The organism is Nitrosomonas sp. Nm58, from assembly GCF_900107335.1.
GTDB lineage: Bacteria > Pseudomonadota > Gammaproteobacteria > Burkholderiales > Nitrosomonadaceae > Nitrosomonas.
Genome location: NZ_FNPQ01000010.1, coordinates 1 through 12373, shown reverse-complemented (window position 1 = coordinate 12373; position 12373 = coordinate 1). Strand labels below are relative to the sequence as shown.

General features: G+C 42.1%; 12 protein-coding genes. 9 read left to right on the top strand and 3 right to left on the bottom strand.

Features of this window, described 5'->3' with window-relative positions:
* Nucleotides 1-385: 385 nt before the first annotated feature.
* From BLW34_RS05750 to BLW34_RS05720, 7 genes are all read left to right on the top strand, one after another.
* Nucleotides 386-2089, top strand: a complete 1704-nt coding sequence (locus BLW34_RS05750; protein ID WP_090576816.1) for an acetolactate synthase 3 catalytic subunit — start codon at nucleotides 386-388, stop codon at nucleotides 2087-2089.
* 3 nt (nucleotides 2090-2092) lie between these two features.
* Nucleotides 2093-2584 carry an acetolactate synthase small subunit gene (ilvN, locus tag BLW34_RS05745; RefSeq protein WP_090576813.1) on the top strand — a complete coding sequence of 164 codons (492 nt, stop codon included), beginning with the start codon at nucleotides 2093-2095 and terminating at the stop codon, nucleotides 2582-2584.
* A 106-nt stretch (nucleotides 2585-2690) separates the two neighbouring features.
* Complete coding sequence (ilvC, locus tag BLW34_RS05740; protein ID WP_090576809.1) at nucleotides 2691-3707, top strand: ketol-acid reductoisomerase; 1017 nt, start codon at nucleotides 2691-2693, stop codon at nucleotides 3705-3707.
* Nucleotides 3708-3917: 210 nt separating this feature from the next.
* On the top strand, nucleotides 3918-4565 hold the full coding sequence (locus BLW34_RS05735) for a phosphatidylserine decarboxylase (RefSeq protein WP_090576805.1): 648 nt from the start codon (nucleotides 3918-3920) through the stop codon (nucleotides 4563-4565).
* 132 nt (nucleotides 4566-4697) lie between these two features.
* Complete coding sequence (pssA, locus tag BLW34_RS05730) at nucleotides 4698-5480, top strand: CDP-diacylglycerol--serine O-phosphatidyltransferase (RefSeq protein WP_090576802.1); 783 nt, start codon at nucleotides 4698-4700, stop codon at nucleotides 5478-5480.
* Nucleotides 5481-5722: 242 nt separating this feature from the next.
* A complete protein-coding gene (locus tag BLW34_RS05725; RefSeq protein WP_090576800.1) occupies nucleotides 5723-7255 on the top strand; it encodes a 2-isopropylmalate synthase in 1533 nt (510 codons plus the stop codon).
* 37 nt (nucleotides 7256-7292) lie between these two features.
* The gene (locus BLW34_RS05720; RefSeq protein ID WP_371128801.1) at nucleotides 7293-7718 is read left to right on the top strand and encodes a TlpA family protein disulfide reductase; all 426 of its coding nucleotides are present in this window, start codon (nucleotides 7293-7295) and stop codon (nucleotides 7716-7718) included.
* Nucleotides 7719-7769: 51 nt separating this feature from the next.
* Here the strand turns inward: BLW34_RS05720 and BLW34_RS05715 are convergent, their stop codons facing one another.
* Both BLW34_RS05715 and BLW34_RS05710 read right to left on the bottom strand, forming a co-directional pair.
* Nucleotides 7770-8375, bottom strand: coding sequence for a lytic transglycosylase domain-containing protein (locus tag BLW34_RS05715; protein WP_090576797.1), 606 nt, complete (start codon nucleotides 8373-8375; stop codon nucleotides 7770-7772).
* Nucleotides 8363-10072, bottom strand: coding sequence for a proline--tRNA ligase (locus tag BLW34_RS05710; RefSeq protein ID WP_090576794.1), 1710 nt, complete (start codon nucleotides 10070-10072; stop codon nucleotides 8363-8365). The genes BLW34_RS05715 and BLW34_RS05710 overlap by 13 nt, the downstream gene beginning before the upstream one ends.
* A gap of 238 nt (nucleotides 10073-10310) precedes the next feature.
* Here BLW34_RS05710 and BLW34_RS05705 point away from each other — a divergent pair, with 238 nt between their 5' ends.
* Complete coding sequence (locus BLW34_RS05705) at nucleotides 10311-10871, top strand: RNA pyrophosphohydrolase (protein ID WP_090576963.1); 561 nt, start codon at nucleotides 10311-10313, stop codon at nucleotides 10869-10871.
* A gap of 87 nt (nucleotides 10872-10958) precedes the next feature.
* Here the strand turns inward: BLW34_RS05705 and BLW34_RS16810 are convergent, their stop codons facing one another.
* On the bottom strand, nucleotides 10959-11309 hold the full coding sequence (locus BLW34_RS16810) for a hypothetical protein (RefSeq protein WP_256203624.1): 351 nt from the start codon (nucleotides 11307-11309) through the stop codon (nucleotides 10959-10961).
* On the opposite strand from BLW34_RS16810, the gene BLW34_RS05700 reads away from it, so the two are divergent.
* Nucleotides 11191-12012, top strand: coding sequence for a cytochrome-c peroxidase (locus BLW34_RS05700; protein ID WP_256203622.1), 822 nt, complete (start codon nucleotides 11191-11193; stop codon nucleotides 12010-12012). The genes BLW34_RS16810 and BLW34_RS05700 overlap by 119 nt on opposite strands.
* Nucleotides 12013-12373: the final 361 nt, after the last annotated feature.

Sequence of the window (12373 nt, the reverse complement as noted above, 5' to 3'; positions counted from 1 at the left end):
CTTCCCTATTAATCAAAATCCTGCGTGATCATCACGCGAATTTATGAAATATTCGGGGTTAAGGAGGCACTTACTCAGGGCTTTCTTAACGAGATCGAGATCAGTAATCTTGCTGCTGGTTAATTAAACCAGGGTATTTTTGTTAGCGTTAGTTAGTCGGGAATAAAATCCAGATTCCTAGTAACATATGCAGATGCATGCATTTCTTGTATTGCGAAATCGCGGCAATGACTCCTTACAGCTTGCGTTAGGAAAACTGAGGTAAACCAAGAGCCATAATGATGTTATGGCCGAGATATATTTATATGACAGGAAACAGCAGAGCAAAGATGCATCTAGCTAAAATCCTTATTTTTTATTTTTTTGATACCAGGATACACAAAGTATGAGTGTAGAACTAACAGGTGCCGAGATTACGGTGCGTTGCCTGCAGGAAGAAGGCGTAAGTTATATTTTTGGCTATCCTGGCGGCGCAGTATTGTTTATTTATGATGAGCTTTTTAAGCAAGATAAAGTAAAACATATTTTGGTGCGTCATGAACAAGCAGCACTTCATGCTGCAGATGGTTATGCCCGCTCTAGTAAAAACGTAGGGGTTGCTTTGGTAACGTCGGGACCTGGCGTAACGAATGCTGTAACAGGTATTGCAACCGCTTATATGGATTCTATTCCGTTAGTTGTTATCAGTGGGCAGGTACCTACAGCGGCAATTGGCCAGGATGCGTTTCAGGAAGTGGATACCGTTGGAATAACGCGTCCTTGCGTAAAACATAATTTTCTGGTGAAAGACATTACTGAGCTTGCATCAACTATAAAAAAAGCTTTTTATATTGCTTCAAGCGGCCGCCCTGGACCCGTTCTGGTTGATATTCCGAAAGATGTCACACAACAAAAGACGGTATTTGCTTACCCAAGCAGCGTAAGTATGCGTTCTTATAACCCAGTGGTTGATGGAAATTCCCGGCAGATTAAAAAAGCGGCTCAACTGATATTGAGTGCAAAGCGGCCGATGATTTATTCTGGTGGGGGTGTGATTCTGGATAATGCATCGGATGCATTGACTGAATTGGTGCGCTTGCTGAATTTTCCATGTACTAACACATTAATGGGACTTGGCGGTTACCCCGCTACAGATAAGCGGTTTGTTGGTATGCTAGGTATGCATGGAACCTATGAAGCTAATATGGCGATGCAATATTGTGATGTATTGATTGCGGTAGGTGCGCGTTTCGATGATCGCGTCATTGGTAATCCCAAGCATTTTTACAGTGAAGAGCGCAAGATAATTCATATCGATATTGATCCTTCGTCTATTTCCAAGCGTGTCAAGGTGGACGTTCCAATAGTGGGGAGTGTTTCAGAAGTATTGAAAGAGTTGATCAAACTGATCAAGGCCAGTAAAGAAGAAACGGATGCTCATGCACTCAAGGAATGGTGGAAACAAATAGATTTATGGCGCGAGCGTGATTGCCTGAGGTATGATCGTACGAGTGCAGTCATCAAACCGCAGATGGTTGTGGAAAAACTCTATGCGGTGACAAAAGGTGATGCATTTATTACTTCGGATGTGGGGCAACATCAGATGTGGGCTGCACAATTCTATCAATTTGATAAGCCTCGCCGTTGGATTAATTCGGGTGGTCTAGGTACTATGGGATTTGGGCTGCCTTCAGCAATGGGTGTGCAATTAGCTAATCCTAAAGGGGTAGTGGCTTGTATTACGGGTGAGGCAAGTATACAGATGTGTATACAGGAATTATCGACCTGTAAACAGTACCAATTGCCGCTTAAAATCATTAATCTTAATAATCGCTATATGGGTATGGTTCGTCAATGGCAGGAATTTTTTCATGGAAACCGTTATTCGGAATCTTATATGAATGCACTTCCAGATTTTGTCAAACTGGCTGAGAGTTATGGTCACGTCGGTATGAAGATAGAAAAACCGGAAGATGTCGAAGCTGCTCTGAAAGAAGCTTTTAAACTCAAAGAGCGATTAGTTTTTATGGATTTTATCACTGACCAGACAGAGAATGTATTCCCTATGGTGCCGGGTGGTAAGGGTTTGTCTGAAATGATTCTGGTGTAAGAAATGCGACATATTATCTCTTTATTGATGGAAAATGAGGCGGGTGCTTTGTCCCGAGTGGCGGGCTTGTTTTCGGCGCGTGGCTATAACATTGAATCGCTGAATGTAGCGCCTACGGAAGATCCAACCTTGTCTCGTATGACATTGGTCACAATAGGCTCAGATGAGGTAATTGAACAAATCACTAAACAGCTGAATAAATTAATCGAAGTCGTCAAAATAGTTGATTTGAGTGAAGGAGATCATATAGAGCGAGAGCTCATGTTGGTGAAAGTAAGGGCCATCGATAGTGATCGTGATGAAGTAAAACGATTGGCCGATATTTTTCGCGGCAATATTATTGATGTAACAGACAAGTCATACACCATAGAGTTGACGGGAACGAGCTCAAAACTTGATGCATTTCTTGCAACAATAGAACGAAATATGATTCTGGAGACGATTCGGACTGGCGCTTCCGGTTTGGGTCGCGGGGAGCGAATCCTGAAGTTATAAGAGATAGATTTAATAAAGATAATTAACTAATCCCATGTGGTATTAGTTCCTAACGTTTTGTTTTGATATTTTTTGCGCCACCTGTCACATATTAATAAGGAGCATAATGAAAGTTTATTACGATAAAGATGCCGATTTATCTCTCATTAAAAAAAAGAAAGTAACAATAGTCGGTTATGGGTCACAAGGACATGCGCATGCTAATAATTTACGTGATTCGGGTGTCGAAGTTACGGTAGGTTTGCGTAAGGATGGAGTATCCTGGGAGAAAGCAAAAAAAGCCGGTTTTACGGTAAAAGAAATTGCATCTTCAATTAAGGATGCAGATGTTGTTATGCTGCTGCTTCCAGATGAGCAAATTGCTGCTATATATCAATCAGAGATTGAGGCAGGTTTAAAAAATAATGCAACACTTGCATTTGCTCATGGTTTTAATATTCACTATGGGCAGGTAACCCCTCGTAACGATCTTGATGTGATCATGATTGCGCCAAAGGGACCTGGACACCTCGTGCGTTCAACGTATACCCAGGGTGGAGGGGTGCCTTCACTTATTGCTATTCATCAAGATAAATCAGGTCAAGCGCGCGATCTGGCCCTATCCTATGCAGCTGCTAATGGTGGCACACGAGGTGGAGTGATTGAAACAACTTTCCGTGAAGAAACGGAAACAGATTTGTTTGGTGAGCAAGTAGTATTGTGTGGTGGTCTTACTGCATTAATTCAAACTGGCTTTGAGACATTGGTGGAGGCAGGTTATGCACCAGAAATGGCTTACTTTGAGTGTCTTCATGAAGTAAAATTGATTGTGGATTTGATCTACGAGGGCGGAATAGCCAATATGCGTTATTCTATTTCTAATAATGCAGAATATGGTGATATTTCACGTGGACCCCGCATTATCACTGAAGAAACTCGTGCAGAAATGCGTAAGATCCTGCGTGAAATTCAAACAGGTCAGTATGCTCGTGAGTTTATACTTGAGAACCATGCGGGTGCGCCCATGCTCAAATCTAGTCGCCGCCTTGCAGCTGAGCATCCGATTGAAACAATCGGCGCAAAATTGCGTGATATGATGCCTTGGATTAAGAAAAACAAATTAGTCGACCAGGTAAAGAACTAATGTTTGATTGCAAAAATAGGTAATTTTATTTTAATGAGTAACTATTTGTTCCGAAATGAAATTCTTACTCAAAAAGTATGTAATGAAATAATGCAGTTGAACATTAGTAAGAAATGATCTACGCATTTCTCTAAGGTTGATTTAAAATACTCAGTTTTATTAACCCGATATTTTATCAAATATCGGGTTTACCTTTTCTCAGAGTTATTTATGTCATCTTATCCTCATCCTATCATTGCCCGCGAAGGTTGGTTTCATATTGCCATAGCGTTTCTGATTGCATTATTTGTTCATATATTTCTAGGTTGGCTATGGGCATTGCCTTTATGGTTAATTGCTTTTTTCGTACTGCAGTTTTTTCGTGATCCTCCCCGTATTATTCCGTTACAGGCTAATGCAATATTAGCCCCTGCGGATGGGCGGATTGTAGCTGTAGAAAAAACACAAGATCCTTATCTTAATCGTGAAGCAATTAAAGTAAGTGTTTTCATGAACGTATTTAATGTTCATTCTAATCGCAGTCCTGTTGATGGTGTAGTAAATGACCGTTGGTATTTCCCGGGTAGATTTATTAATGCAAGTTTGCCAAAGGCCTCATTAGAGAATGAACGTAATGCTCTCTGGATAAAAACAGATAGAGGTATTGATGTTACTTGTGTACAGGTTGCAGGTTTAATTGCAAAGCGTATTTTATGTCATGTCAAACCTGGGGATCACCTTTCACGTGGACAGCGTTTTGGATTTATTCGTTTTGGCTCACGAGTAGATGTTTATCTTCCCACTGATACTAAAATTAATGTCAATATTGGTGACAAAGTTTATGCGACACTAACCATACTTGCCGAATTACGAGGTTAAGTAAACTTGACTTGTTTATTAGATTTATTGATTGCTGTGTAATAGTTTGCTGGAAGAGTAATATTATCTCCTATTTTTCTGCTATTTATTTTTCTATGCCCTATCATAGAGTTTTTATAGTTCATACTGAAAATGCATGAACCAAACTCAGCTCGCTTTGTGCTCAAATCCCGATTGCGACGGCGAGGGATTTATCTGTTACCGAATTTATTTACGACAGCAGCATTGTTTGCGGGTTTTTTTGCAATCGTGCAGGCGATGAATGGTAATTATGAGCATTCTGCAATAGCTATTTTCATTGCGATGGTGTTGGACGGCCTAGATGGGCGAGTGGCGCGCCTAACCCATACCCAGAGTGAATTCGGAGCTGAGTATGACAGCTTGTCGGACATGGTTTCCTTTGGAGTCGCTCCCGCGCTCGTCGTGTATGAGTGGGCATTAAAAGATATGGATAAATTGGGTTGGATAGCAGCATTTATTTATTGCGCTTGTGCTGCATTGCGGCTAGCCCGCTTTAACACCAATATAGAAGTAGTGGATAAGCGATTTTTTCAAGGACTACCTAGTCCGGCAGCTGCTGCGCTGATTGCCGGACTGGTATGGGTAGCACTGGATTTTCAAATACAGGGTGTGGACATCAAGTGGGTGGTATGGACAACTACGTTATTTGCTGGACTGACCATGGTGAGTAACTTGCCTTACTATAGCGGTAAAGAATTTAATCTGCGTAGACGAGTTCCTTTTTTCTCAATTTTATTATTATTATTGTTCTTTTTTGTGTTGATACCGAGTCATCCACCAGTTGTGCTTTTTGGTCTGTTTTCTTTATACGCTTTATCCGGCTATTTCATGAAATTATGGCACCTTGGTAAGAACAAAAAGAACGATGAAGCACAGAATCAGAATGTGACGTAGCGATCTTATTGTTGCAGAAACATCGAAAACGATTTATATTGTCCACTATGAAAAGTTTTACAAGTAACGCTACAATTTTTCCGGACCTCTTCTCTTCTTTGGCCTTGTTGTATTTAATAGGCTTCCTGCTGCGCCCTGGGCGCTAAATTCAATACGTTATTTCATTAATAATCTAAAAAATTCGGAATCCGAATTTTTTAATCTTTGTTTTATAATTCGGACTTCATTCGATGGAGAAAATGATGCGAGATCATTTGATTATTTTTGATACGACTTTGCGCGATGGTGAGCAAAGCCCCGGTGCATCCATGACAAAGGAAGAGAAGGTGCGCATTGCTCGACAGCTTGAGCGGATGGGAGTAGATGTTATTGAGGCAGGTTTTCCAGCGGCTTCTAATGGAGATTTTGAAGCGGTCAAGGCAGTGGCCGACACAGTTAAGGATAGTGTGGTTTGTGGACTTGCTCGTGCTATCGAAGCGGATATAGGCCGTGCTGGTGAAGCGTTACGTGGTGCTAATGCAGCGCGTATTCATACTTTTATTGCGACATCACCCATTCACATGAAGAATAAATTGCGCATGTCTCCTGAACAAGTGATCGAGCAAGCAGTTAAAGCAATAAAATGGGCGCGCCAATATACGGACAATATTGAATTTTCTCCAGAGGATGCAGGCCGTTCTGAGATCAGTTTTCTTTGCCGTGTTTTGGAAGCGGTAATTGATGTTGGTGCGAAGACAGTGAATATTCCAGATACAGTGGGGTATACCATGCCAGATCAGTTTGGCCAGCTTATCCGTACGCTACGTGAGCGTATCCCCAATTCAGATAAGGTAGTTTTTTCAGTTCATTGTCACAATGATCTGGGATTGGCGGTGGCTAATTCACTATCAGCGGTCATGAATGGTGCGAGACAAGTAGAATGCACAATTAATGGATTGGGTGAGCGTGCTGGAAATGCGGCTCTTGAAGAAGTGGTCATGGCTGTTCGTACACGACAGGACTTCTTTCCATGTGATACGCGGATAGATACGACTCATATCGTCCCGGCCAGTAAGCTGGTTTCAGGAGTTACCGGTTTCCCAGTACAACCTAATAAAGCGATTGTTGGTGCAAATGCTTTTGCGCACGAGTCAGGAATTCATCAGGATGGCGTGCTCAAACATCGTGAAACTTATGAAATCATGCGTGCTGAAGATGTCGGCTGGGGGACCAATAAACTGTTACTTGGTAAGCATTCTGGCCGTAATGCGTTTCGCAGCCGCTTGAAGGAGCTGGGAATTGAGTTTGAGTCGGAGGAAGTGTTGAATACCATGTTCATGCGCTTTAAGGATTTAGCGGACAAAAAGCACGAAATTTTTGATGAAGATTTGCACGCACTGGTCTCGGATGAGGTACAAGCCCCTGAAGAGCATTATCGATTGCTTTCACTGATTGCGCATAGTGAGACAGGCGAGGTTCCTTTTGCTCGTATAGTGATTGCTGCTGAAAATAATGAGCTACATGCCGAATCTGAAGGAAGCGGCCCAGTTGACGCAACTTACCGTGCGATCGAGAAGATATTGAATAGTGGCGCTGAATTACAATTATTTTCAGTCAATAACATTACTAGTGGAACGGATGCGCAAGGTGAGGTGACCGTCAGATTGCAGAGGTCTGGAAGAATCGTAAACGGTCATGGGGCGGACACGGACATTGTAGTTGCTTCTGCCAAAGCTTATCTAAGTGCATTCAATAAACTGTACAGTAAGCTTGAGAGAGCCCATCCGCAGATCTGATGAAATGAAACACTTTATCCTTTGTTTACTTTTTTTATTGAATTTCCTATCTTTTTGTATTCAAGCGGAAGAATTTCAGTTCAGATTTGAGGATAGCAAGGGAAAAATACACCGATTGAGCGATTATAAAGGAAAGTGGGTGCTGGTAAATTTCTGGGCAACCTGGTGTCCTCCCTGCTTGGAGGAGATTCCCGATCTGATATCGCTTTATGAAGATCGGAATGATGTCATGATTATTGGTATCGCAATGGATTATGCTGATACGGAAACCGTGATGAAATTTACCGAGGCGATGTCTGTTTCTTATCCTATTGTATTGGGTAACAGACAGATTGCTTCGCAGCTTGATGAGTTATCGATGTTGCCAAGTACCTATTTATTTGACCCTGACGGTAAACCCGCAGCACGAAAGATTGGATTGCTTACACGAGAGGATATTGAGAAATTCATACAGAGTTATTAGAAAGTGCTAGCTCGGAAAAACAACTGATTCGATTCATACTGAGTAGAACTTTCAATGTTGAGCTACTTCTTGAGTTGCGGGGTGGCGCCAGTACTTGTTCCATGCATTAAAAACGAGCTCTGGGTAGGTTGCTTGCCCTAGGCTTCCGTTATATCTTCCGAGAGTACGAAAATAATCGCCTTTTTCAATATCAAGATAGTGGCGCAGTATGGTGCACCCATAACGTAAATTGACTCGCAGATGGAAGAGATTATGGTCTTTGCTGCCAATGGTATCAACCCAAAATGGCATGATCTGCATATAGCCGCGCGCACCTGCAGTCGATATAGCATATTTTCTGAAACCGCTTTCGACATGGATAATACTCAATACCAGTTGTGGATCAAGTCCAGCGCGGGTGGCCTCATAATGAACTGTAGTAAGGAAATCTTCTCGTTCATTATGGTCAGGCATGCGCCCTTTTAATCGCCCAGACATAGTAACAAGCCATACCTTACTTTCTGCTTCAGGCAACGTAATAAAATGTGAAATGGCCTGATCACTTACAGCCCGTTGCAATACTGTTCTAGTGCTGGCGGATAATGGCTCATATATTTGGGCGCCTGCCTGTGCAATCGGAGGAATAAGGATCGGAATCAGGCCGATCAATTTCCGCATATTTTTGAAATGATGAATGAAGTGATCTCCTTCAGAGAGATCATTTGAGATTTCTCATCACGTCGCCCACGATATTCAATAATGTCATCTTTCAGACCTCGTTCACCAATAACGATTCGATGGGGAATACCTATCAACTCCATGTCAGCAAACATTACGCCGGGGCGTTCATCACGATCATCCATCAGTACTTCAATGTGAGCTGCAGAAAGTTCATGATACAGTCTTTCGGCTTCAGCTTGCACTTGCGGATTCTTTTTCAAACCAATTGGGATGATGGCAAGCTGAAATGGTGCGATTGCGATGGGAAATATGATGCCATGCTTATCGTGATTCTGCTCAATGGCCGCTGCCACAACACGTGACACACCGATGCCGTAACATCCCATTTCCATCGCTCTTATCTGGCCGGATTCATCCAGGTAAGTAGCCTTCATCTTTTCAGAATATTTGGTGCGTAATTGGAAAATGTGACCAACTTCAATGCCTCGGCAAATTTCCAGTACACCCTTACCATCTGGTGAAGGATCACCTTCAACGATATTGCGGATATCAAAAATATGATCGGGTAATTTCAAGTCACGTTCGAAATTGATATGAGTGAAATGAAAGCCTTCCTCATTTGCGCCGCAGACGAAATTACTCATTTCTATAACAGCCTTGTCAGCGATGATGCAATTTTCTAGCCCCACAGGCCCGATGAACCCTGGTCTGGAACCGGTCTCGGCTAGAATTCTTTCTTCACTTGCCAATTCAAAATTGCTTAAAAATGGGATTTTTCTGACTTTTGTTTCGTTTAGTTGGTGATCGCCGCGTAGTAATAATAGGTAAAACTGATTGTCCGCAGTAATAGCCAATGTTTTTATGGTTTTTTGTACGGGGATGCCAAGGAAATCTGCAACTTCTGTACAGGTTTTTTGATCAGGTGTTGAAATTTTTTGCTTTATGCCATTTGGCGCCTCGCGAGATTTTCCAGGAGAAATGGTCTCAGCCATTTCAATATTAGCTGCATAATCTGAATCAGGGCAGAAAGCAATCGCATCTTCACCTGAGTCTGCGAGTACATGGAATTCGTGTGAACTGCTACCGCCCATCGCCCCAGTGTCTGCTGTTACAGCTCGGAAATTCAAGCCGATACGGGTAAATATTCGGCTATACGTATCATGCATCAGGCGATAGGTTTGCTCCAAGCTTTCCAGGGCAGTATGAAACGAATAGGCATCTTTCATTATAAATTCACGCGCTCTCATGACGCCAAAACGGGGACGAATCTCATCGCGAAATTTGGTTTGGATCTGATAAAAATTCAAAGGTAATTGGCGATAGCTTTTTATTTCCCTGCGTGCGATATCAGTGATAATCTCTTCGTGAGTAGGGCCAAAACAATAATTGTGTTTGTGTCTATCCTGAATTTTCAACATTTGTGGCCCGAATAATTCCCAGCGCTCAGTTTCCTGCCAGAGTTCTGCGGGTTGAACTGCCGGCATTAAAAGCTCGATAGCGCCACTTTTATTCATTTCCTCGCGGATGATGTGTTCGATTTTACGCAGTACTCTTAAACCTAAAGGCATCCAGGTATAAAGTCCACTACCAAGGCGCTTGATGAGACCAGCCCGTAGCATCAGCTTATGACTAATCAATTCCGCTTCTGCGGGAGCTTCTTTGAGCGTTGAAATAAAGAATTGAGAAACACGCATGTATTGATTCCGTATGTTTTATCGTTATATTAAATAAAGAGGAAGAATTTTACCCTGAAAAAGACAGTTATCTATACGGTTTAAACTTGTTGCGACTTATCATATACAGTTAAAAAAGGGAGATATGGGTGAATTAAAGGAAAGTATGCCCAGATTTTTATTTTATGATGACTTTTAATCTGGGAGAAAGTATGGAAAAATGGTTAGTAATTGACGTATCAAATGACGGATGAATCAAATGATCGACCGTAACGGATATCGTCCTAATGTTGGAATTATTCTATTGAATTCGAGAAATGAAGTTTTCTGGGGGAAACGTGTCAGGCAGGATTCTTGGCAATTTCCTCAGGGGGGCATTAAATCGGGTGAAACCCCAACGCAGGCGATGTATCGAGAATTAACTGAAGAGGTAGGACTGCAACCCTATCACGTAGAAATTTTGGGGCGCACTCGAGAGTGGTTGCGTTATGACGTGCCAGAGTGCTGGATAAGGCGAGAATGGCGCAGGAGCTACAGGGGGCAGAAACAGATTTGGTTTCTGCTGCGTTTGCTTGGGCGTGATAGCGATGTGTCGCTCAGAAAAAGCCTACACCCTGAATTTGATGCATGGCGTTGGAATCGATATTGGGTAGAGCTTGACTCAGTTGTTGAATTTAAGCGTCAGGTTTATCGGCAGGCGCTTGTGGAGCTATCTCACTTACTTAGTTGTGACATTGGGCAAGGCTGCGATTTCGGTTATGGGGAAAATGATCAAATCACCCCAGAGATTGCTGTCACTTCTGTGAAAACACAAAAATAATTTTTCCTGCGTGTGATACAGGAGTAGCCGGCTCCAGGTAAATTATAGCCAACCATTTTTGCTGAATTTTATTCTGATAGGGTACATTTAGGCGTAACCGGCTGCGCCATTACAGCCGCGTTTTTTTAGGAGATTCTCAATGATGATGCGTACGCTGACTGCCTCGCTATTATCGATTGGTGTAATGATTACGTCCGTCCATGTATTTGCTGCTAATGAGCCGATACAATCCATTAAACCGGTAAAGCCAGAGAATGCAGAAATGGTTGAGCTTGGGAAGATGCTGTTTTTTGATCCTCGGTTATCCAAATCCGGCTTTATTTCCTGTAATTCCTGCCATAATCTGAGCATGGGAGGTACTGATAATATCAAAACTTCCATTGGCCATAAATGGCAACAGGGTCCGATCAATGCACCCACCGTATTAAATTCGAGCATGAATCTGGCGCAGTTCTGGGATGGGCGTGCTAAGGATCTCAAAGAGCAGGCTGGCGGACCGATTGCTAATCCTGGTGAGATGGCTTTTATCCACGATATGGCGGTAAAAGTGATTAGCTCTATTCCGGAATATCAGGAGCAATTTAAGAAAGCTTTTAATTCAAATCAGGTTGATATTGACCGAATCACGACTGCGATAGCTGCTTTTGAGGAAACCTTGGTTACGCCGGATTCTCGTTTCGATAAATGGCTGGAAGGTGATAAAGATGCACTGACGGAAGCAGAATTGGATGGATACAAATTATTCAAGAGCAGTGGTTGCACAAAATGCCACAACGGTCCGGCAGTTGGTGGGAATTCATTCGAAAAAATGGGTGTTTATAAACCTTATGAGACAAATAATACTGCGGTAGGTCGTATGGATGTGACGGGTAAAGAAGAAGATCGTTATGTATTTAAAGTTCCAACCCTGAGAAATGTAGCATTGACATACCCTTATTTCCACGATGGCGGTGCCGCAACGCTAGAAGAAGCAGTAAATATCATGGGCAAGATACAAGTGAACCGCGAATTTAAGAAAGAAGAGATTGCTAATATCGTAGCATTCTTGAAAACACTGACTGGTAAACAGCCTGATTTTAAATTACCGATTTTGCCACCTTCTAATAATGAAACTCCAAGATCTCAGCCATTTGATGAATGATTTTGAAGGATCTAGCTTAGATTAAATAATCTGGAATTTCAGGTGCTCTTAAACTTATCCAGACTAAGACGGTCTGGGTAAGTTCTTATTAAGAAGCTTATTTATTGTTTTGTTCTGGATCTTTATTGTTACAGCTTAACTAGATCATTGATTTTTCAATTTACTCCATGCTGTAAATAGTATCTGTCTCAAAATAAGTCTGATCAACAATCAACTTCCTTTATTACGCCTGTTTTAGTCTAAGTAGTCGGTCCTGCAAAATGCCCAAGATCCTCATGAATTCTCCGTTTCAGGGAAGAAATTCACTTCCTAAACTCTCAAGAATTCATAATATCCGCATCTAAACCTGAGGGAAATTAAG